Origin of the sequence: Acinetobacter sp. UBA3132 (genome assembly GCF_002364825.1) — a bacterium.
Classification (GTDB): Bacteria; Pseudomonadota; Gammaproteobacteria; order Pseudomonadales; family Moraxellaceae; genus Acinetobacter; species Acinetobacter schindleri.
Genome location: NZ_DEZM01000223.1, coordinates 1 through 20,203, shown reverse-complemented (window position 1 = coordinate 20,203; position 20,203 = coordinate 1). Strand labels below are relative to the sequence as shown.

Annotated in this window: 24 protein-coding genes; 15 read left to right on the top strand and 9 right to left on the bottom strand. The window is 42.3% G+C overall.

Translation table 11 applies throughout. From position 1 onward, the window contains the following. Positions 1 to 54: 54 nt before the first annotated feature. The 4 genes from B4033_RS12295 to B4033_RS12280 all read right to left on the bottom strand — a co-directional run bounded on the left by B4033_RS12295 (position 55) and on the right by B4033_RS12280 (position 2,877). The gene (locus tag B4033_RS12295) at positions 55 to 468 is read right to left on the bottom strand and encodes an HIT family protein (RefSeq protein WP_286834369.1); all 414 of its coding nucleotides are present in this window, start codon (positions 466 to 468) and stop codon (positions 55 to 57) included. 31 nt (positions 469 to 499) lie between these two features. Continuing rightward, entirely contained in the window at positions 500 to 742 is a 243-nt protein-coding gene (locus B4033_RS12290) for a YARHG domain-containing protein (protein WP_372510725.1), read from the bottom strand. A gap of 109 nt (positions 743 to 851) precedes the next feature. Beyond that, a complete protein-coding gene (locus B4033_RS12285) occupies positions 852 to 1,724 on the bottom strand; it encodes an NAD(P)-dependent oxidoreductase (protein ID WP_286834366.1) in 873 nt (290 codons plus the stop codon). 55 nt (positions 1,725 to 1,779) lie between these two features. Beyond that, a complete protein-coding gene (locus tag B4033_RS12280; RefSeq protein ID WP_253170368.1) occupies positions 1,780 to 2,877 on the bottom strand; it encodes an alpha/beta fold hydrolase in 1,098 nt (365 codons plus the stop codon). 143 nt (positions 2,878 to 3,020) lie between these two features. Here B4033_RS12280 and B4033_RS12275 point away from each other — a divergent pair, with 143 nt between their 5' ends. The 9 genes from B4033_RS12275 to trpB all read left to right on the top strand — a co-directional run bounded on the left by B4033_RS12275 (position 3,021) and on the right by trpB (position 10,758). Beyond that, positions 3,021 to 4,202 carry an O-succinylhomoserine sulfhydrylase gene (locus tag B4033_RS12275; protein ID WP_286834363.1) on the top strand — a complete coding sequence of 394 codons (1,182 nt, stop codon included), beginning with the start codon at positions 3,021 to 3,023 and terminating at the stop codon, positions 4,200 to 4,202. Positions 4,203 to 4,231: 29 nt separating this feature from the next. Beyond that, a complete protein-coding gene (locus tag B4033_RS12270) occupies positions 4,232 to 4,561 on the top strand; it encodes a YbaB/EbfC family nucleoid-associated protein (RefSeq protein ID WP_004815831.1) in 330 nt (109 codons plus the stop codon). Between the two features lie 13 nt (positions 4,562 to 4,574). Further along, complete coding sequence (gene recR / locus B4033_RS12265; protein ID WP_004815833.1) at positions 4,575 to 5,171, top strand: recombination mediator RecR; 597 nt, start codon at positions 4,575 to 4,577, stop codon at positions 5,169 to 5,171. A gap of 191 nt (positions 5,172 to 5,362) precedes the next feature. Continuing rightward, the gene (locus B4033_RS12260) at positions 5,363 to 6,505 is read left to right on the top strand and encodes a ribonuclease D (protein ID WP_048881227.1); all 1,143 of its coding nucleotides are present in this window, start codon (positions 5,363 to 5,365) and stop codon (positions 6,503 to 6,505) included. A gap of 151 nt (positions 6,506 to 6,656) precedes the next feature. Continuing rightward, positions 6,657 to 6,962 (top strand): YcgL domain-containing protein, encoded by a 306-nt coding sequence (locus B4033_RS12255; RefSeq protein WP_026056700.1) that lies wholly within the window; start codon positions 6,657 to 6,659, stop codon positions 6,960 to 6,962. Between the two features lie 21 nt (positions 6,963 to 6,983). Further along, positions 6,984 to 7,367, top strand: coding sequence for a hypothetical protein (locus tag B4033_RS12250; protein ID WP_004815838.1), 384 nt, complete (start codon positions 6,984 to 6,986; stop codon positions 7,365 to 7,367). 21 nt (positions 7,368 to 7,388) lie between these two features. Further along, positions 7,389 to 8,240, top strand: a complete 852-nt coding sequence (locus B4033_RS12245; RefSeq protein WP_004815840.1) for an AAA family ATPase — start codon at positions 7,389 to 7,391, stop codon at positions 8,238 to 8,240. Positions 8,241 to 8,253: 13 nt separating this feature from the next. After that, complete coding sequence (locus tag B4033_RS12240; protein WP_008304194.1) at positions 8,254 to 9,441, top strand: vWA domain-containing protein; 1,188 nt, start codon at positions 8,254 to 8,256, stop codon at positions 9,439 to 9,441. A gap of 108 nt (positions 9,442 to 9,549) precedes the next feature. Further along, positions 9,550 to 10,758, top strand: coding sequence for a tryptophan synthase subunit beta (gene trpB, locus B4033_RS12235; protein ID WP_286834355.1), 1,209 nt, complete (start codon positions 9,550 to 9,552; stop codon positions 10,756 to 10,758). 107 nt (positions 10,759 to 10,865) lie between these two features. Here the strand turns inward: trpB and B4033_RS12230 are convergent, their stop codons facing one another. The 3 genes from B4033_RS12230 to B4033_RS12220 all read right to left on the bottom strand — a co-directional run bounded on the left by B4033_RS12230 (position 10,866) and on the right by B4033_RS12220 (position 12,153). Then, positions 10,866 to 11,297, bottom strand: coding sequence for a CBS domain-containing protein (locus B4033_RS12230; RefSeq protein ID WP_004815846.1), 432 nt, complete (start codon positions 11,295 to 11,297; stop codon positions 10,866 to 10,868). Between the two features lie 87 nt (positions 11,298 to 11,384). Beyond that, positions 11,385 to 11,768, bottom strand: a complete 384-nt coding sequence (locus B4033_RS12225; protein ID WP_008304198.1) for a DUF2750 domain-containing protein — start codon at positions 11,766 to 11,768, stop codon at positions 11,385 to 11,387. Between the two features lie 151 nt (positions 11,769 to 11,919). After that, positions 11,920 to 12,153, bottom strand: coding sequence for a hypothetical protein (locus tag B4033_RS12220; RefSeq protein ID WP_004815850.1), 234 nt, complete (start codon positions 12,151 to 12,153; stop codon positions 11,920 to 11,922). A gap of 219 nt (positions 12,154 to 12,372) precedes the next feature. Here B4033_RS12220 and B4033_RS12215 point away from each other — a divergent pair, with 219 nt between their 5' ends. Beyond that, positions 12,373 to 12,732, top strand: a complete 360-nt coding sequence (locus tag B4033_RS12215; RefSeq protein WP_071320006.1) for a hypothetical protein — start codon at positions 12,373 to 12,375, stop codon at positions 12,730 to 12,732. A 111-nt stretch (positions 12,733 to 12,843) separates the two neighbouring features. After that, positions 12,844 to 13,167 (top strand): hypothetical protein, encoded by a 324-nt coding sequence (locus B4033_RS12210; RefSeq protein ID WP_004815854.1) that lies wholly within the window; start codon positions 12,844 to 12,846, stop codon positions 13,165 to 13,167. 3 nt (positions 13,168 to 13,170) lie between these two features. On the opposite strand, the gene B4033_RS12205 is transcribed toward B4033_RS12210, so the two are convergent. Beyond that, a complete protein-coding gene (locus tag B4033_RS12205; RefSeq protein ID WP_376745288.1) occupies positions 13,171 to 14,688 on the bottom strand; it encodes a M16 family metallopeptidase in 1,518 nt (505 codons plus the stop codon). After that, entirely contained in the window at positions 14,685 to 16,037 is a 1,353-nt protein-coding gene (locus tag B4033_RS12200; RefSeq protein ID WP_286834347.1) for a M16 family metallopeptidase, read from the bottom strand. The genes B4033_RS12205 and B4033_RS12200 overlap by 4 nt, the downstream gene beginning before the upstream one ends. Positions 16,038 to 16,268: 231 nt before the next feature. Here B4033_RS12200 and ftsY point away from each other — a divergent pair, with 231 nt between their 5' ends. The 4 genes from ftsY (at position 16,269) to B4033_RS12180 (ending at position 19,894) form a co-directional block, all read left to right on the top strand. After that, entirely contained in the window at positions 16,269 to 17,375 is a 1,107-nt protein-coding gene (gene ftsY, locus B4033_RS12195; protein ID WP_048881222.1) for a signal recognition particle-docking protein FtsY, read from the top strand. 176 nt (positions 17,376 to 17,551) lie between these two features. Beyond that, a complete protein-coding gene (locus B4033_RS12190) occupies positions 17,552 to 18,241 on the top strand; it encodes a nitroreductase family protein (RefSeq protein WP_286834343.1) in 690 nt (229 codons plus the stop codon). Between the two features lie 190 nt (positions 18,242 to 18,431). After that, positions 18,432 to 19,025 (top strand): nitroreductase family protein, encoded by a 594-nt coding sequence (locus tag B4033_RS12185; RefSeq protein ID WP_286834342.1) that lies wholly within the window; start codon positions 18,432 to 18,434, stop codon positions 19,023 to 19,025. Positions 19,026 to 19,231: 206 nt separating this feature from the next. Then, positions 19,232 to 19,894 carry a DUF2057 domain-containing protein gene (locus tag B4033_RS12180; RefSeq protein WP_286834341.1) on the top strand — a complete coding sequence of 221 codons (663 nt, stop codon included), beginning with the start codon at positions 19,232 to 19,234 and terminating at the stop codon, positions 19,892 to 19,894. The last annotated feature ends 309 nt before the right edge of the window (positions 19,895 to 20,203 follow it).

Sequence of the window (20,203 nt, the reverse complement as noted above, 5' to 3'; positions counted from 1 at the left end):
CAGAGATAAAAAAATGGAGCCGAAGCTCCATTTCTATTTGGGTTTAATCCAGCATTATAAAGCTGCTTTAATTTTTTCAGCTAGCGCCTTGATTTTCTCCTGATCACCCATGACCAATGCATGTTTGCCCAGATTATGCAAAGAGGTAGGAACCAAATGGAAATGTACATGAGGTACGGTCTGACCCGCTGCGGCACCTGATAATTGCATCAGCACGATACCCTCTACACCTAGGCCTTTTTCAATGGCTTTGGCAATCTTTTGTACGATCTGAATGGTATATGCAGCCACTTCAGGATCCAGATCAAGTAGCGTTACCGCAGGCGATTTAGGGATGACCAAAGTATGACCGTCTGCCTGAGGCATGATGTCCATAAATGCAAGAACCTGGTCGTCTTCATACACCTTGATTGCAGGCAGTTCACCGCGCAGAATTTGTGCAAAAATATTTTGATCATCGTAAGTCATGAGGGCATTCCTTGAGCGTCATTGAATTAAATTATTTACAGTTCAATTCTTTCTGACGATCTTTGATCGCGTCAAGACGTTGTTGCTCTTTTTCTGAAAATTTTGGCTTGGTTGTGTAGCAATTGTCATTGCCATACTTTGCTTTGGCATCTGGATCTTTAAAACAGAAGCCCTTGGAAGCATAAATCACATCATGATCATTTTTCAGTTTTTTGCATTCTTGTTCAGAAGCTAAAACTGAAGTTGAAGCCCCTAGCAATGCTGCAAAACTCATCACTGTCGCAACAGTCAATTTTTTCATGCGGGTTTCCTCTGGTGTTGAGTCATGTGTCTATACCTAAACACAATATTGGGTTTTGTTCTCACGATTCAATGGCGATATATTACTCAATAGTAATTTTACTCCATGATTCATACATTTTTATTGCAGTAGAAAAGTCACTATTTTCTTCTGCCTGAAGGTTAGCTGCCTGAATCAGGTTCTGGGTTAGCGATAGCAATGGTGCAGACAGCTTGGCATCACGAACCAGATCTACCGCAATCCCTGTATCTTTGGCAAGTAACGGTAATGCAAAGGTAAGCGGGAAACTGCGGTTCATAATACGCTGCGGCATCACGGTCTCAGTTACGTTACTTTTACCGCTTGATGCATTAATACATTCCAGTGCTTCATTCAAACTTACACCATGCGCTTTCAGCGTCATAAAGCCTTCTGCAACTGCACACAGGTTTACAGCCATTAACATATTATTGACTGCTTTCACTGCAAAGCCCGCGCCAGATTCACCAACATGCTTGATCAGCTTGCCGAAAGCCTGAATCGCGGGAAGGGCTTGTTCAAAACCTGCTGCACTACCACCAATCATAACAGTTAAAGTGCCATTTTCAGCACCGATCGTCTGACCGCTGACGGGCGCATCCAGAAAAATCACGCCTTGATCTGCTAAAGCTTCTTCCAGACGACGAGCTGCATCAGGTACACCACTGGTGCAGTCGACCCAGATACTGCCTGCTTTTAATTCCAGACCTTGGACTAAAGCTTCAACATCAGCACTGGTGGGTAAGCAGGAGAAGATTACATCTGCCTGGATGGCCTGTTCCAGACTTACTGCCTGTGTCCCATATTCAGTTGCATGCTGCTCTGCCTTGGCAGCAGTACGGTTCCAGACATAGACCGTGTCAAAATGCTTTGGTAAATGCGCAGCCATGCGATAGCCCATAGCACCCAAGCCAAGAAATGCAACTGATTGAATCATGATAACCCTCAAAATCTTTTAATTAAAAATTATAAGCTTGAAGGCATCTCTCGAATTATTGCGCTAGTCGAGTAGAACGCTGCTCAAGCCAGGTGGTTAGTTTAGGCCAAAAAGTGTTGGCTGTCTTTTGATTTGACATTAAACCAAGGTGTCCACCTGGAATCAGGGTAAAAGTAATATCTTTGCTGCTGGTCAGCTGGGTGAGTGGTTCTGCAGCTTCTCGGGTAACAATCTGATCCGTCAAGCCAGCACCGACCATGAGTGAGCAGGAAATATTTTTTAAATCAATCTTATTGCCATGCAGATTAATCGAACCATCTTTAAGAGGATTCTGTAACCACAGGTGCAGCACCATATCCTGATTGATTCCACCGGGGTAATCGATCATTTTATTCAGGAAATGACCCATGGTGGCGTGTTCATAGACATGGTCGGGTTTTTCTAGATTCAGCAAAAACTGTTTCTGACTTTTGAACCAGCCTACAGGATCCAGCAGTTTAAAGCCTAAGGCATTCAAAATACCTGGAGTATGAATATAGTGTTTGGGGATTAATCCCTTATGTACGGTATTTCGCAGGGCTGGATTTTGTGAAATCAGTTTATTGGTGGTTTCAAACAGTTTACCGATGCGGCCAGAGGCATAGCTGTCAATTGGACTGCCCATGACCATCAGGTTTTTCACATGCTCTGGAGAGTGTAGCGCAGTATATAGGGTGACAAAGACACCTGCCATACTCCAGCCATGCAGGGAAATATAAGGACTGTCTGCATGTTCACAAATATGCTCTATGGCATCTGGAATGGATTGATCGATAAAGGACAGAAAATTCAGCTCTTTGTGTTTGAAGCTGAAACGGTTCCATTCCACCAGGTATACTTCAAAACCGCTATGCTGGAAATGCTTTACTAATGAACGGTAGGGATACAGATCATAAATACCCATGTTAATCGCCAGCGGCGCAACAAATACCAAAGGTTCCTTAAACTTTCTTTCAGGTGCTGGATAATGCCGGACTTTATATAATTCAGTTTCCTTGATGTACTCAAACGGGGTTTTTTGAGACAGTACCAGTGAGGAGCTGTTGAAAAACCGCGCACGCAGGTGCTTGAGTTTTTTCTGTTGACGTTGCAGATTTTGTTTTAACTGAATCATAAAGATAAATTGTCCGTGTCCGGTAGGGAGTGATCGAAGTCTAGGCAATAATTGCTTATTATGCCTTGACCTGAAATAGCATAGGCGCTCAAAATGTTGGCAATTTTTTACAACAGGCAGTCCGCCAGGGCTGAATTAGAGCGATGAGCCAACAAGACGATTATCAATTAGATACTTTAGCCATCCGTACAGGTCATACACGTAGCTTTGAGGGTGAACACGGAGAACCGATCTTCCTGACATCTTCTTTCGTCTATGAAAATGCGGCTGAAGCGGCAGCAAAATTCTCAGGTCAGGAACCTGGCAATATTTACTCACGCTTTACCAATCCTACGGTAGCAATGTTTGAAAAACGTCTGGCTGCGCTTGAAGGTGCTGAGCGCGCCGTAGCGACCAGTTCGGGTATGGCTGCGATTATGGCAGTGGCAATGGCCTTCCTGAAAGCAGGTGACCATGTGATCTGTTCACGTGCAGTATTTGGTTCTACGGTTTCTCTGTTTGAAAAGTATGTAGGCAAGTTCGGTGTGGCAGTCGATTTTGTGGACCTGACTGATGTCGATGCCTGGAAAAATGCAATCAAGCCCGAAACGAAAATGTTCTTTGTAGAATCTCCATCTAACCCACTGGCTGAAGTGGCTGATATTCAGGCGCTTTCAGATCTTGCACATGCTCATGATGCATTACTGGCAATTGATAACAGCTTCTGTACACCTGTATTACAACAACCAATCAAATTTGGTGCTGACCTCGTTGTATATTCAGCTACGAAGTACCTGGATGGTCAGGGTCGTGCATTGGGTGGTGCAGTTGTCGGTAATCACAAATTGCTTGAAGAAATCTTCGGTTATGTGCGTACCACAGGTCCATCTATGAGTCCGTTCAATGCCTGGGTGTTCCTAAAAGGTCTGGAAACCTTACGTCTGCGTATGCGTGAACACTCCGCAAGTGCACAGAAACTCGCTGAATACTTAAATGCACATCCAAAAGTAGAAAAAGTGTACTACGCAGGTCTGCCTGAGCATGTAGGTCATGAACTGGCGGCAAAGCAGCAAACCGGCTTCGGTGGTATCGTATCATTTGAAGTGAAAGGTGGTCGTGAAGGTGCCTGGAAAGTCATCGACAATACTCAGTTTATTTCCATCACGGGTAACCTGGGTGATGCGAAATCAACGATTACTCACCCGGCAACGACAACGCATGGCAAACTTTCACCTGAAGCAAAAGAAGCCGCAGGTATTCGTGAAGGTTTAATTCGTGTTTCTGTTGGTTTGGAAGATATTGATGATATTATCCGTGACATTACACGCGGTTTAGATTTAATCTAATTTTTATAAATTTATGTTCGGAGATTTTTATGAACATTAATATGTTGATGCAGCAAGCTCAGCGCATGCAAAAGGAAGTAGAAACCAACCTGAAAAAAGCCAAAGAAGAGCTTGCGCTGGTAGAGGTTCATGCTGAAGCAGGCGGTGGTCTGGTAAAAGTAACGATGACTGCACGTAATGTGGTAAAACGCATTCAGATCGATCCAGAACTTCTACAGGATGATCCGGATATGATTGAAGATCTGATCGCGGCTGCAATGAATGATGCGGCACGCCAAGCTGAAGCAATTTCAGAAGAACGTATGAAGTCTGCAAACCAGGGCATGGGCTTACCTCCAGGTCTGGCTGGCCTGTTCTAAGGAAATTTGCGCAATGTTTAGTGATCGTTTTGATCAACTGGTTCAAGCATTACGCATCTTGCCAAGCGTTGGGCCGAAATCGGCCCAGCGTATGGCATTGCATCTGATCATGAAAAACCGTGAAGGTGCGATTGGTCTGGCACATGCATTGACTGAAGCAACCAACCATATTCATGAATGTTCAATCTGTCATTCACTCACTGAAGATGAAGTCTGTAATATTTGCACCTCAACTGAACGTGATGATGAGCTGCTTTGTGTGGTGGAATCACCAGCGGATGTGATGGCTATTGAGCAGAGTGGCAGTTTTCGTGGTAAATACCATGTATTGGGTGGACATTTGTCACCACTAGATGGAATTGGGCCTGAAGAAATTGGGATTCCATATCTACTGGAGCGTTTAAATAGAGGTCAGATTCGTGAAGTGATTCTGGCTACGAATGCAACTGTAGAAGGACAGGCGACTGCGCACTACCTCATGGAAGCCAGCAAGCATTTACCGATTCAGATTACCCGGATTGCCCAGGGTGTACCACAAGGTGGTGAACTGGAATATGTAGACAGTCATACCTTAAGCCAAGCTGTACATAACCGCATGCGGATGAAATAAACCTGTTTCTCTGCATGCGTTTTACTAAAAAGAAGAACAAGTTAGAAAAAATACGAGAATATTCATTTAATTTATCGATATTGTTATTTCGAAATTTTATAGCTAAATGTTTATTTTTTTATCATAAATATTATAAATATCAGTTAAGATAACTATATTCGGACATCCACATCACGCTGATTCAGTCATTTATGTTTCAATTTATTCAAGATCAAGCTGGACTCGATCAAGTACTCGCACAAATGGATCAAAGCTCGGTTTATGCTTTGGATACAGAGTTCATCAAGGTCGATACTTTATGGCCGAAACTTGGTGTGTTCCAGATTAATGTCTGTGGCAATGTCTATCTGCTCGACGGTACGACCCTGGATCTGACCGAGTTCTTCAAGCGTCTCTTTGCAGCACAACAGAACATTTTCCATGCCTGTGGAGAAGACATTGATCTGATCTATCACTATACCCAGCAAAAATCTCTGAGTAATGTTTTTGATACCCAAGTAGGGATGGCGTTTCTGGGGCATGGTTTACAGGTCAGCTATCAGAATGCCTTGAAGCAGATGCTGGATGTGGAAATTGAAAAAGATCAAACCCGTTCAAACTGGTTGGCACGTCCTTTAAGTCATGAACAATTGTTGTATGCAGCCAATGATGTGCATTATCTGGTGCACTTAGGTGATCAGATCAAGCAGGAGTTGAAACAAAAGCACCTGTTAGACTTGGCACTGGAAGATTGTCGCTTCATGACCCGGGAAATTGGCGAGGAAACACCAACGGCCTTGTTATATCAGGATGTTGGCAACTATCGTCATTCACGCCGTCAGCTGATGCAGCTACAGCAGCTTGCAGTATGGCGTGAGCAGATTGCCAAGGCGCTGAATATTCCGCGCAGTTTCATCATGAAAAACTCGGCTATGATTAATCTGGTGGAGAAGAACCCTAAGAATATGTTCCAGCTCAGCACTGTGAAAGATCTGCGTGCCAATATTATTCGTGATCATGGCAAGATGATTCTGGACCTGCTGAAATTCTTGCCAGATCAATCCGAGTGGCCATTACGTCTGGCACGTCCAATCCGTCATTCTTCAAGTGAAGTCGGTACAAAAGTTGATGCCATCATTCAAAATGTTGTAGATGAAACTTCTATCCCGAAAGAAGTCCTGATGCGCAAAAAATGGATGAATGCGTTGTACCAGCATGTTGTTTTCCACAATGATGAACAGGATTTGCCGGAATTTTTACTTGGCTGGCGTTATGATCATCTGACCAAGCCACTGGTTGAGCTGCTACGTCAGGATGAATCCTATCTTTCTAGACAGATGAAAGTTGTCGACTAAAGCCTGGATAGAAACTTAATTACAAAACTGATTAAAGAAAGAGCAATTATACAAAATCACGACTGATGCGTTAATTATGGCTAATGCCTCAGGTGACGTTTTAAGGTATCCTTGCTACTGATTTTTCTAAATTGTTGTCTAAATCAAAATCATGCAAGTGTCTATCTACAAATCGAGCAAAAAGGATGAAATGTACCTTTATGTGGCTCGTCCAGCTGAAGAAAATGAAGCTGAAACTTTCGATCCACTTCACGTACTGGGCGAAGCTGTCCGCGTAGCATTTGGTCGTGCGACTTTTGTCATGCATCTTGAACTGAGTGAAACCCGCAAGCTGGCACGTGCTAATGTGCTGCACGTGATCGACTCGATTGAAACCCGTGGTTTCTTCCTGCAAATGCCGCCTGAAGGTTTGATTAACCCGAATGCTGTAGAACCAGAAGGTCTTCGTGGTGCTTAATATTTATTCAGGAGTTGTGAAATGAATGGTTATGTAACTGTATTAGATTCAATTCCTGAAGAATCGATTGCCATCGCGGTATACCTGATTGGCAGTATAATTGCACTGTTGTGCTGGTATGGCGTGACTAAGCGCCTGCCAAAACCGGCAGGTGGCTTTCTCTGGATTTTAGTGTTTGCCATCCTGCTAACGCCGACAGTATCCGAAGGTCCGAATGCCTCATTGGCCCCGGCGATTTTCGGACTGATATTTGGTGTATTGACCAAGGAACAAGAACTGGTCTGGATCAATGCCTCACTCATTCTGTTTGTGATTGGTATTGCTTCACTGATCGGCTATTGCTGGTCAAGCTATGTAACAAATAAAGCAAAGATTGCTGTAAACAAAAAAACTTCACCACTGTAAATAAAAAAATAAGGTTAAATCATGTCTGTGGATCATCAACAGTTTTCTGGTACAAGTCAGTATATTGCAACTGATAGTTTAAAATTGGCTGTCAAAGCCGCACGCAGTTTACAAAAACCGCTGCTGGTCAAAGGTGAACCGGGTACAGGTAAAACCCTGCTGGCAGAACAGGTGGCTGAAAGCCTGGGAATGAAACTCATCACCTGGCACATCAAGTCCACCACCAAAGCCCAGCAAGGCCTTTACGAATATGATGCAGTATCGCGTCTGCGTGACAGTCAATTGGGTGATGACCGTGTCTATGACATCAAAAACTACATCAAGCCAGGAAAACTGTGGGAAGCATTTAGCAGTGAAGAGCGCTGTGTATTGCTGATTGATGAAATCGACAAGGCAGATATTGAATTCCCAAATGACCTGTTACATGAACTCGATAAGATGTCGTTCTTTGTGTATGAAACAGGCGAAACTATTACTGCAAAACAGCGTCCAATTGTCATCATCACCTCAAATAATGAAAAGGAATTGCCGGATGCTTTCCTGCGCCGTTGTTTCTTCCATTACATCGAATTTCCTGATGAAGCAACCATGCGTGACATCATTGATGTGCATTTCGAGAATATTTCAGCAACCTTGGTAAATGAGGCATTGCAAGTATTCTTTAAATTACGTCAGGTTCCGGGTCTGAAAAAACCACCCTCAACTTCCGAATTAATTGACTGGTTAAGCCTGTTAATGGCAGATGATATGCCAGAAGATGTATTGCGTAATGCCGATAAATCTAAAGCCATTCCACCGCTGTATGGTGCACTGATCAAAAACGAGCAGGATGTCCAGTTGCTTGAACGCCTAGCATTCATGTCACGCCGTTAAGGGAGAAACACGCATGTTCGTGCGACTGTTTTATACCTTGCGCAAATACGGTGTACCGGTATCTACCCGTGAGCTGATTGACCTGAATCAGGCAGTTGCTGAAGGTATTGTTTTTGCCGATCAGGACGAGTTCTATCAGCTGGCCAAAACCGTCATGGTCAAAGACGAGCGCTATTTCGATAAGTTCGATCGTGCCATGAAAGACTATTTTGATGGGATCGCCACTTTCGATCTGGATGAATTGCTGAATCAGGTGCATAAGCTGCCCAAAGACTGGTTTGATCTGGAACTATTGGAAAAGCATCTGACACCAGAACAGCGTGAAGAGCTGAAAAAAGCCGGTTCACTAGAAGAATTGATGAAAATGCTGGAAGAGCGCTTGCGTGAACAGCATAAAAAACATCAGGGCGGCAACAAAATGATTGGTACTGGCGGCACTTCACCTTTTGGTGCCTATGGCGATCATCCTGAAGGTGTGCGTATTGGCGGGCCGGGGCGTAAGCGTTCGGCAGTCAAAGTCTGGGAACAGCGTCAATACCGTAATCTGGATGATGACCAAATTTTGGGTAGCCGTCAGATGCAGTTGGCACTGCGTCGCCTGCGTAAGTTTGCCCGTCAGGGTGCTGCTGAAGAACTGGATATTGACAGTACCATTCGTGAAACAGCCAAGCAGGGCATTCTGGATGTGCAATTGGTGCCGGAACGCCGTAATCGCATCAAAGTGCTTATGCTATTTGATGTTGGCGGCTCCATGGATGCACACATTGCCCAGTGTGAGAAACTGTTTAGTGCTGCCAAAACCGAGTTCAAGACTTTGGAATATTTTTATTTCCATAACTGTCTGTATGACTATGTCTGGAAAGATAATTTTCGTCGTTCCAGTACCCGTATGAATACCTGGGATCTGCTGAATACTTATGGTCGCGATTATCGGGTAATCGTGGTTGGTGATGCCAGTATGGCGCCATATGAGCTGCATTCAGTGGGAGGCTCGGTGGAATATATGAATGATGAAGCAGGACAGGTCTGGTTACAGCGTCTGCGTCAGCATTTTGAAAAAACGGCCTGGTTAAATCCGGAAGAAGAGCGTTACTGGCACTATACGCAGACCATCGGATTGATTCAGCAGATCTTTGAAAAGCATATGTATCCAATGACCCTAAAAGGCATTGAAGATATGACCAAATATCTGGCGCGCTGATTCCATTTATCTATTGATGACTTTATTTATAGTTATTAGTCCTTTAAAACAAAACATTTTAATATAAAGTAGTTTTTATAAATTTAGTCCAGATTGTTAAGGATCGCTATGGATCATCAAATTAATGGTATTGCATTGCCAAATGAAGAGGGTTTTTTTGGGAACTACGGCGGTCAGTTTATTCCGCCAGATCTAAAACAGGCAATGGATGATATTAATGTTGCTTATCAGGAAATTCGTCAAACTGCTGAGTTTCAGAATGAATTAAAAGACCTGTTTGCAAACTATGTTGGTCGTCCGAGTCCATTATTTCATGCCAAACGTCTATCTGATCAACTCGGTGGGGCGCAGATCTACTTAAAACGTGAAGATCTAAACCACACAGGTGCGCACAAAATCAATCACTGTCTGGGTGAAGCACTGTTAGCAAAATACATGGGTAAAGCCAAAGTGATTGCTGAAACAGGTGCCGGACAACATGGTGTTGCTTTGGCAACGGCGTGTGCATTGGTTGGTATTCCATGTGAAATTCATATGGGGCAGGTGGATATCGAAAAAGAACACCCGAACGTGGTGAAAATGAAAATTCTCGGTGCCAAACTGATTTCAGTCACTCGTGGTACAGCTACCTTGAAAGATGCGGTAGATAGTGCCTTTGAAGAATATTTAAAAGACCCGAAAAACTACATCTATGCAATCGGCTCGGTAGTAGGGCCGCATCCATTTCCAATGATGGTGCGTGATTTCCAGTCGATCATTGGGGATGAAATCAAGGTGCAAAGTAATGATCGTTTTGGTGCAAACCCGGATTTTATCGTAGCTTGTGTAGGGGGCGGTTCCAATGCGGTGGGCGCATTCACCGCGTTTTTAAATGAACCAGAAGTAAAACTGGTGGGTGTGGAGCCGGCAGGTCATGGTCTGGATACTGACAAACACTCTGCAACGCTGACTTTAGGTAAGCCCAGCCAGATTCATGGTATGGCATGTTATGTATTAGAAGATGAGCAGGGTGAGCCTTTACCAGTGCATTCAATTGCGTCTGGTCTGGATTATCCGGGTGTCGGTCCGCAGCATAGTCTGCTTAAAGATTTGGGTCGTGTGGAATATACGACGGCAACAGATCAGGAATGTCTGGATGCCTTTATGACTTTATCACGTGTAGAAGGTATTGTGCCTGCGTTGGAAAGTTCACATGCGGTGGCTTGGGCGATTCGTGAAGCAGGTAAATTGCCAGAAGATATGAAAATTGTTGTGAATTTATCAGGTCGTGGTGATAAAGATTCTGACTATGTGGCTGAAAAGTTAGGTCTCAACTAATCTAACTATAGCTGTAAATAAAAAACCGCTCAAATTGAGCAGTTTTTTATTTCTATCATTTCTTTGTCAATCTAATGTCATTACAAAATGGCTTTTTGAATTAATATTTAACCCGAAATATATTGTTGTAGTTGATCAATCAAAATTTGCTGATCATTCATGGCCGCTTTAACCAAGTCACCAATTGAAGCCAATCCCACCAGTTTTCCTGCTTCTACTACTGGTAAATGACGCAAATGTTTATTGGTCATTAAGCTGAGACAGTCCGGCACAGAAGTGTGGCAATCTACCGTGATTACATTAGAAGTCATGATCTGGCTGACAGTCGTATCAAAGGAAGTACGTTCCATCAGCACAATCTTTCGAGTGTAATCACGCTCGGAAAGAATACCGACCACTTTATCTTCTTCGACCACTACAATCGCACCGATGTCTTTATCTGCCATTAAAGTAATGGCTTCAAGAACCGTTGCTTCTGGATGAATGGTATAGATTTCCTGAGAGGGCTTGTCTTTGAGTACTTGCGCTACATTCGTCATTATTAAGTCCTTAGCTGTTATTATTTATCCTGAAGTTTAAGCTGTTTATCTTCAGGTAATTGCTGTACTGACTCTATAAATAACATGTTATGCAGCGAAGTGCAGCCCTTGTCCTGAAAAAAAGAAATGACGCACCTGTCCAATTGTCAGCTTAATCTGTTTGCCACTGCCACGTACCAGAACAGGAGTGACATTCAGACGATGTAAGGTGGGTAACAGTGCCCGCTCAAAATCCTCAGGCGTTATTTTGCGCGGAGTATAATTTGGCCAGTTCTTTTTGGCATAATTTGCCGCATGAGATGAATTAAGCCAGAACGGGAACAGGGTTTCATCCTGATCGCGCATCATGCCCCAGCCTTCATGAAACAGTCCCCAAAGTACCCCGCAGTACATCATCGATTTCAGGATGGTGATTTTGACCGCAAGGTCCTTAGGCAGTGGTTGGATATCTTTAATATTTGGCATTTTCATTATGATCAAGCTATCGTAGAACAACGCTGTCATTGTAAGAAAACTATATGAAATTACTGTTTCAGCTTTGCAAGAAATCGTTATGTTAATGCTTCATCATGTATAAGTAATATTGTAACTATAAAAAAAACGCCACCGGGGTGACGTTTTTTTAGGCTTGCATGGTGGCCATGTTTTGCCAGTATTGGGCTTTCATTGAGTCCCGCTCGACACGGAAACCTTGATAATAAAGTTCAGCTAAAAAAAGCGCCGCTTTACCATGGCCTGCACGTGCAGCATCTTCAAGTTGTTTGACAGCATCTGAAAAATTCATTTGTGACTGGATTGTATTCACAGCTTCAGCATACAGATGTTCAAGTTCATGTGGAGAGAATTGTTGAATCATATAAAAACTCCTTAATTTTAATTATGATTACGGATAGACTTTTTAGTCTAACTACAAATATAACTGAGTAATGTTAAACTAATATTACAGAATGGGTGAAAAGTCAATTATTTCATCGAATTTTATTTTTGTTATGTAGTTTACATGATTAAACTATCATCAAATATATTTTTTATTACTATAAGAAGTAACTATTAAGCTAACAACAAGGAGAATAACATGTCGCACACATTAGATGGAATTGATTTTGATATTCCCCCGACGGCTGGCCAAGTAATGGCATTGGCGCAACTGCACCGGAAAAAATTAGATGCAGCTATTTTCCATAAAGAAATCCATCTAGGGGAGTATAGTCTGGCACAGCGTAAAGCAGTCTATGATTTTACCCGTCAGCTAGACGAGAATCAGCGTGAACAATTCTACAAACTTTATAATTCAGAACTGGTACGTCTTGCCGATCCCGACCGCCTGCACCCAGCCAGTGCAGAGTCTGGGCTGAGCAAGTTTGCTATCTTCCTGATTCTGGCAATTACTGCGGGTATGCTGGGAAGTACCGTTTTTATCGCTTTATTTAAATAGAATAGACAATACTCAACTAAAGTAAGCCGTCTGCAAATCAGGCGAATTTCCGGTTGATTACTTGAACTTATTGCAATGCAGCCATACACTACTTTGAATTAGAGGTAGTGTATGGCTATTGACGTAGAAAAAATCAGGATATTTCTGTCCAAATTAACGCTGGAGCAAATTTATAACAGCGTTTTTATTTTTATTTTTTTATTTATTATGGTGCTGGCAAGTATTGCACTTTATCGTCCTGTCACTACGGTTCAATCTGAACAAATTCAGCAACTTTCCATACAGCAACAGTTACCACAAACGCAAGATATGGCTATAGCCTTGCTTGAGCGGCCAGCGGTTTATCGTGGACAATATCTTAAATTGATGCAGGCATACCAGCAGGAATCAGTCCGTGCACATCAGCTACCTGCAGTAAAAGCGGATCAGCCTTAAAATTTAAGGTGTGAGTATTAATTCCTCAGCCGTAGCCGTACTTGTTAAATTCGCTTTTAAGGCTGTTTTTAGTTTATCTTTATCCAGTGTCTGACTGACCACCACTACGGTTAAACGGTCTGGATGCAGATGTTTGTGTACTGCATTTTCAACATCTTTTGCAGTGATTTTGGCTAATCGTTCTGGATAGGTGGCGAGATAATCGCGTGGCTCTGCATAGAATCCCATCGTTCCGAGCTGGGCGTTAATGGTGGCATTGCTACTGTAGTTATTTGGAAATGCCCTTAACATGCCAGATTTGGTTTCTTCCAGTCGTTTAGTATTTATCGGCTGATTTACAAAGTTGATCAATGCCTGATGCGCGACCTGAATACTGTCTAATAGCTGGTCTTGACGGGTCGCATAGCGGAAACTGAATACACCCGGTGCCTGAGTAAAGCTAAAAGTGCTGTAAGCAGCATAAGTAAAGCCACGCTTGATTCTTAACTCCTGCATCAATACCGCATTAAAGCCACTACCACCAAATATACGATTCGCAACTTCTAAAGCCAGCCTATCTTTGTTAAAGCGACTGGGTCCGATATGCCCGAACATTACATGAGCCTGACTTGAGTTATAGGGAATATGGATTACCTCAATATCATTTTTTAGCTGTGGATCAGGCAATAACTTTGCTCGTGTGCCTTGCTTGAAATTTCCTGCAATGCGTTCTGACAGGTCTAAGGCCTCTTTGGGGCTAAGTTTTCCGGTAATCGCAATATTCATATTTTGCGCAACCAGAAACTGATCACGGAACTTCTTTAAATGTTCAGGATTTACTTTTTGAGTGCCGCCAATGGTGCCTGTGATTGGCTGTGCGTAAGGATGCTGACCATATAGGGTTCTATAAAAGCGGATATCCATTAAGCGGCCTGGATTTTCCTGTAGCTGTTTTTGACCAACGTTGGTGTTGCTAACAGCCAAGCTGATGCTCTGATTTTTAAAGGAAGCATGTTTAAGTACTTCCATCATCATTGCCAGTGCGGGTTCCAGTTTTTTCGGATCAGACATTACACGTAGGCGGATGACAAACATATCCCGATACGCCTGAGCACTAAATTGTGCGCCACTTTGATCAAAAACAGACGCAATTTCCCGCGCAGTATATGTATCGGTTCCTTCCCGGATCAGTTTGGCTGCCATACTGGACAAACCAAACAAACCCTTCTGAATTTCCTCATCCCGTGCTGCACCAGCATTAAATGTTAGTTGAATATCGACCATCGGCAGATCTTTGGTTTCGACAAACAGCGTACGTATTTTGTAGCGATTATTCAGCTCATGTACATAAGGTGCATGAAACTGTCTTTCATTCTTCAGATTCTTTAAGCTTTGTAGCAAGGGAATAGATTGCAACTGAGTGAGATTATCTTCCGGTATAACTTCTGTATTTTGAACACTTTCAGCCCAGACCATAGAAGCACAGTTCAACGCAGCAATTAATAAACTATTCGAACATGCAGACTTGAACTTGATCATCATTGTGCTTTTGTTTCCGGTGCGAGGTATAAAGTGCTGAGATTTTTACGAATAAAATAGGTATTTGCGACACGCTGAATATCACTCATACTGACATTTTCATAGTATTTAGGAAGTTCATCCATCAGTCGGTAACTTAAGCCGTTCACTTCCAGATTGCCGATCATTTTAGCCTGACCAGCAATATTATCCTGGTTATAAATAAGGTTGGAAACAAAGCGGGTAGTGATGCGTTCAAGTTCATGCTTGGGAATATCTTCGGTTTTTAATGCATCAACTTCTGCCTGAATGGCTTTTTGCGCATCTTCAAAACTGACGCCATTTGCAGGTAATGCAGAAATACTAAACAGGCTGTCACCACGGTTATACGGATCATACGACACACTGACAGAAGTCAGTAGTTTGCGGTCTCGTACCAAGCGATCTTGCAGCCTTGAGGAAATACCACTGTCCAGCAAACTCCGGATAATTGTCAGGGCATAAGCATCCTGCGGATTGATTGCGGAAGCCAGTGATTTGACATTCCAGGTCATGTACAGGTTGGGCACTTGCACATCGGTATTGATTTCCATGTGACGATAGCCCAAGTGTTCAAACTCATGTACATCATTGCGTTGGGGTGTGACACGTGAAGGTGTGTCAGCAAAGTATTTCTGTACTTGTAACAGCGCTTGTTCAGACTCTACATCACCAACAATTACCAGAATCGCATTGTTCGGCGTATACCAGGTCTTGTACCACTGCTTTACATCGTTCAGCTGGATATTGTTCAGGGTTTTCATATGACCAATCACCGGTTGGCGATAATGGCTGGTGGGATAACTGATCCATTTAAAACGTTCAAAGGCACGTGAACGAGGATTGTCCTCGGTGCGCTGGCGGCGCTCTTCCATAACCACTTTGATTTCTGGCTCAAAATCCTGTTGGCGTAGCAGCAGATTACTCATACGGTCAGCTTCGAGTTCGAGCGCCATCGGGAAGTAGGCCTTGGGATAAAGCTGATAATAATTGGTGTAATTGGTAAAGGTTGCAGCATTAATACTGCCCCCATAAATCCGGCTAAGCCGTGTAAATTCATCATTTGGAACTTTGCTGGTGCCCTTGAACATCATATGTTCCAGCACATGTGATATACCCAGAGTGTTGCCGGATTCATCCGCACTGCCGACTTTATACCAGATCTGGGTCATGACCATCGGTGCACGGTGGTCTTCCCGGATAATGACTTTTAGACCATTTTTCAGGGTAGTTTCAAAGGTACTACGCGTCAGTTCAGATTTGGATTTTTCTATAGTTTGTGCCTGAAGCTGACTACTGCTTAAGCATATCAGTATTGTACCAAGCGAATACATGTATCGCTTAAACTGGATTGGACGAGCGTGTATAAAAATAAGTGATTTGAACACTGGATATTCCAAAATAAGCAGATGTATTTATAAGCCATTTTAAGAATTGTGCAATCGAAAGCAAACCGGTGCTGTTGCTTTTTGGTGTAGTAGAAATGGAATTTTAATCTAAAGCTAAAACCTTATAACTTATGGTAGAATCCCATTTTTTAACGCAATGCTTTTCAAGGATTCGGCATGCAACAGCAATCTAATGAGCAAAACAAATTTTTGATTGATGCTGATATCGGAGATGACGATGTCACATTACCGAGTTTACCTGCGGTCAATGTGCCAATTATAGAAACGCCACGCGAACAAGCCGTTGTTTCAGCGCCTGCCGCAACAGAAATACCGAGTGAAGAATCTGCTCCTAAAGGCGGTTTCTTTAGCCGTATGAAGGAAGGTTTAACCAAGACCCGCAAAAACTTTGCAGATGGTATGGTCAATATCCTCATCGGTGGCAAAGAAATTGATGACGAATTACTAGAAGAAGTAGAAGAGCAATTATTGGTTGCAGATATTGGTGTAGATGCAACCAAGACCATTATTGCCAATCTGACAGAACGTACAGCACGTGGAGACCTGATTTACTCTCATTCATTATATAAAGCGCTTCAGGAAGAACTGGTGGCTTTATTGGCACCGCGTGTAAAACCGTTACATATTGACCCGAACAAAAGCCCTTATGTAATTTTGGTTGTCGGTGTAAACGGTGTAGGTAAAACCACAACCATTGGTAAGCTGGCAAAACGTTTACAAGGCGAAGGCAAAAAAGTCATGCTGGCAGCGGGGGATACCTTCCGTGCTGCGGCAACTGAACAACTGCAAATCTGGGGTGAGCGTAATAATATCGCCGTAGTTGCTCAGGGTCATGGTGCCGATTCTGCTTCTGTCATTTTTGATGCTTTTGAAAGTGCACGTGCCAAAGGTGTAGATGTCCTGATCGCTGATACAGCAGGCCGTTTGCATAACAAGAGCCATCTGATGCAAGAGTTGACCAAAGTGAAACGTGTAATGCAGAAGATTGATGCAACTGCACCGCATGAAGTGATGCTGGTTGTAGATGCTGGTACGGGTCAGAATGCCATTAATCAGGTAGAGATGTTTGATGAAGCGGTTGGTCTGACTGGTATTACCATTACTAAATTAGATGGTACTGCTAAAGGTGGGGTGCTATTTAACATTGCCAGTCGTACCCATGTTCCAATCCGCTTTATTGGTGTAGGTGAGAAAATTGACGATCTTCGTCCATTCTCTGCCAAATCATTTGTTGCTGCATTGTTTGAAACTGAAAATAAATAATCGTGTAATAAGTCACACAAACTCCGCTTAGCGCGGAGTTTTTTGTTTTTAGATTGATTATTTGCTGTAAAAAGCAACAGGCTTGAAAGCTTATGTCATAAGCCTTATTAGTCAAAACCTTTACAATAAACAAGTCCACCTATTGGTAGGCATGTGTTGATTGGGGGAAAGTGTAAATGGCGTTATTAAATAAGATTGGGCATGTACTCACGGCAGACCTGACGAAAGATTTTAAATTTTCAAAAAAAAGCAAAACTGTACAGGGAGATGAGCTGACTTTTATTGATCAGCTGAAAAAGCGCCGTAGTATTTATGCTTTGGGAAGACGAGTTCATTATAGCCAGGCGTATATTGCTGAACTGATCCAAGCTGCGGTATGTAGTTGTCCTTCAGCATTCAATTCACAAAGTGCACGAATCGTGATTTTGTTTGGTGATTCACATTATAAATTCTGGGAAATCGTGAAAGAGGTCAAACGTCAGGAAATGCCTGTTCAGGTATTCGAAGGAATTGAAATCAAGCTTGATCAATGTGCTGCTGCCTTTGGAACAGTTCTATTTTATGAAGATCAGACAATTATTCAGCAGTTGCAAAAGAAAATGCCAATGAGCGCTGAAGATTTCCCGGTCTGGTCTGAGCAAACTTCGGGTATGGCGCAGTTTGCTGTCTGGACAGCACTTGCAGATTCAGGATTAGGAGCATCCTTACAGCACTACAATCCAATGGTGGATCAGGCAGTTGCAGCACATTTTAAAATAGATGAAAACTGGCTGCTACGTGCCCAGCTTTGTTTTGGTTCTATTGAGCAGCCTGCAGAAGCCCGTCCAGATCCTAACTTTCAGGATCGCTTCCGCATATTTACCTAAAATCATAAAGACCAAGAACCCGCTGGAAATGTTTGCCAGTGGGTTCAATACAAATATTAAACATTAAAAATCCTCTTATTGTTCTATAAATAAAACACTACGTTTTTTATATATGCCTGTTTTTGGGTGATAAAAAGATTAATCTTTCTTTATCAACTTTGAACAAGACAAGATATACAAGAGGTTCTTCATGGCATTTTTAGATCAGATCAAACAACGTCGCAGCATTTATGCAATTGGTAATAATGTAAGCCTAGATCAGACAGAAGTTGAAAATACAATTAAGGAAGCGGTACGTCATAGCCCATCTTCTTTTAACTCGCAAACTTCTCGTGTGGTGATCCTGTTTGGTGAATCGCATCAAAATTTCTGGAATATTGTTCGTGATACTTTAAAGAAAATTGTTCCAGCTGATGCCTTTGAAGGAACAAATAATAAAATTAACAGTTTTGCAGCGGGTTATGGTACAGCCTTATTTTATGAAGATCAGGAAATAGTGAAAGGGCTGCAAGCACAATTCCCATTATATGCAGATAATTTCCCGGTATGGTCAGAGCATTCTTCAGCAATTGCCCAATTTGCCACTTGGACAGCGCTGGCGGAGAAAAATATTGGTGCCTCTTTGCAGCACTATAATCCGATCATTGATGATGAAGTTGCGATTGCTTTTGATGTGCCTTCAAACTGGAAGCTACGTGCCCAACTTGTGTTTGGTTCGATCGAAGCACCAGCAGGTGAAAAAACCTTTATGGATGATGCAGAGCGTTTTAAAACTTTTAATTAATTGAGTTAAATAATAAAAAAGGAGTGCTTCGGTGCTCCTTTTTTATTTTGTATTCATTCAAGACCAAGTGCTTAGCTGAATGAATCAGATGGATATATGGATATATGCTTAAAGTCTTGGCTATTTGTCTAAGTGATTTATCATAAAATTGTCACGTATACTTGGCATAGTGCAAGCAGACTTAAATAATCAGGAAAAAGAAGCGAATGAATTTACGTATTATGATCGCAGTTGCGACTTTAATGGGAAGTACTTCTGTTTTTTCAGCAGTGACCTTGACGGCACCAGAAGAAATCAAGATTGTCGGGGTGAATGAGCGAGAAGTGAATAGTGGATTAATCCGTAAAAAACAGACTTATAAGCTAGATCCGGGTTCAAATAGAATTAGTGTACGTTATATTGAATTCTTCCAGCATAATGATAACAGCCATGACATTTTAAAATCGGATGTAGTAACAGTTAAAACACCTGAATTAAAAGATGGCGAAAGTTATCGTTTGGCTTTGATTAATGCACCTAAAGATTTTGATACTGCACAAAAATATAAAGACCAACCGATCATTGGTTTATATGACGCCAGAAATCAATTGTTGGTACAACAGTCAGGCGCAAATAGTGAAACCAAACCATTATTGGGTAAAAGTGTATTAGGTAAAGCACTAGACTTGACAACTAAAACAGTTGCTCCTGCAAATCAGCCAGCGCCTGTTTATGCACAGGCAGTGGCATCACCAGTGGTAGCGAATCTAAATTCAGCTGAAACAGTAATAAAAACTTCTACTGACCAAAAGCTGATTCAGCTTTGGCAACAAGCATCTAAAGAAGAGCGTCGGAAGTTTATGTTATGGCTAGCAGAGCAAGGGAATTAAAAAAAACATGAAAAAGATCGGTTTATACCGATCTTTTTCAGTTTGATAGCTAAACGTTACACTTTGAAAATATATTTCAGGCCAGAATGATGGATTTACGCACCTAAAGCTGCTAAAAATACGCATTCAGAGTAAAAAATGAACGACCAAATTATATTTTCATATATTTTTATGAAAAGCACTTGCGCTCATTGTGAAACTGTATAGAATACGCAGCACACCAACGCAATGCATGAAACGAAAGGTTAAGTGATTGGGTTGGAGCTTAAAACTGACGAGGTTTTAAGTAAGATCATTAAGAGATTATGA